A 1,455-nucleotide genomic window follows, 5' to 3' on the forward strand; every position below is an offset into this window, starting at 1 on the left:
TCCTTCGCCTTGTCGATCCCCGCTGCGCGGGGGCCCTCGCCAGGAGGCTCATGACGCCGCCTCAGTGGCGTTAACGACAAGCGTGCCCGGAGGTTTCGGCGTCTTTGCAGTCCTTCGCCTTGTCGATCCCCGCTGCGCGGGGGCCCTCGCCAGGAGGCTCATGACTGCACCAGCCGTTTGGCTTTGGAGATCGACATCAATATCCCGACCGCCAGCCCCAGCGTGACCATGGCCGTGCCGCCGTAACTGATGAAGGGCAGCGGCACACCGACCACCGGCAGGATGCCGCTGACCATGCCCATGTTGACGAATGCGTAGGTGAAAAAAATCATGGTGACCGCACCGGCCAGCAGGCGGGAAAACAGCGTGGGGGCCTCGAGCGCAATGATCAGCCCGCGAAAGATCAGGAAAATGAAGCCGGCAATCAGGAACAGGTTGCCGACCAGCCCGAACTCCTCGGAGTAAGCGGCAAAAATGAAGTCGGTGGTGCGCTCGGGAATGAACTCCAGGTGGGTTTGCGTGCCCTGCATGAAGCCCTTGCCGAACATCCCCCCCGAGCCGATGGCGATCATGCCCTGAATGATGTGAAAGCCCTTGCCGAGCGGGTCCCGCGTCGGGTCAAGCAGCGTGCAGATGCGCTGCTGCTGGTAGTCGTGCAGCACCGGCCAGCGCACGCCGTCGGCGCACAGCTGCGGCTCAAACCAGACCACCAGGAAAATGCCGGCCAGCACCAGCAGCACCGGCGGTGCAATCAGCTTCCAGCTCAGTCCCGCAAAAAAGATCACCGCCAGGCCGGCCGCCAGCACCAGCAGCGAGGTGCCCAGGTCGGGCTGCTTCATGATCAGCCCCACCGGTGCCAGCAGCAGCAGGCCGGCGACCAGATAGTCGAGCGGACGCAACTGCCCTTCACGTTTCTGGAACCACCAGGCCAGCATCAGCGGCATGGCGATTTTCAGGATCTCGCTGGGCTGGATCACGATGCCCAGGTTGATCCAGCGTTTGGCGCCCTTTTTGGTGATGCCAAAAATCGCCACGGCCACCAGCAGGGCCACGCCCAGCACATACAGGGGCACGGCGAACGCCATGAGGCGCTGCGGCGGAATCTGCGCCACCACAAACATGATGCCCCCGGCGATGAGCATGTTGCGGCCATGGTCCACAAAACGCGTGCCGTGGTCGAAGCCGGACGAATACATGATCATCAGTCCGGCGCTGGCCAGCAGGAAAACGGCAAACGCCAGCGGGCCGTCAAAGCCCTGGAACATCGGGGCGGCGCGCTGGAAAAGAGAGGGTTTGTCGAAAACGGCGGACATGAGGAAGGATTATCTGCCAGCCTTGCGCTGGCGGTTTGTGAATTGAAGTTAAGCCGGCGTCACGCTGCGCCGGTGGTCCGCTATAGGCAGTAGGCGCAACTCCCCACTCCCTCCCCCCGCCCCTCCCTCGCCCCGCTGGGCG

General features: G+C 63.6%; 1 protein-coding gene. It reads right to left on the reverse strand.

Going from position 1 to position 1,455, the window contains the following annotated elements:
• Window positions 1–158: 158 nt before the first annotated feature.
• Window positions 159–1,313: a rod shape-determining protein RodA gene (rodA, locus tag PSV26_RS10135; RefSeq protein WP_300570288.1), complete on the reverse strand. Its 1,155-nt coding sequence runs from the start codon at window positions 1,311–1,313 to the stop codon at window positions 159–161.
• Window positions 1,314–1,455: the final 142 nt, after the last annotated feature.

This window comes from Polaromonas sp., from assembly GCF_029945685.1.
Taxonomy (GTDB): Bacteria; Pseudomonadota; Gammaproteobacteria; order Burkholderiales; family Burkholderiaceae_C; genus Polaromonas.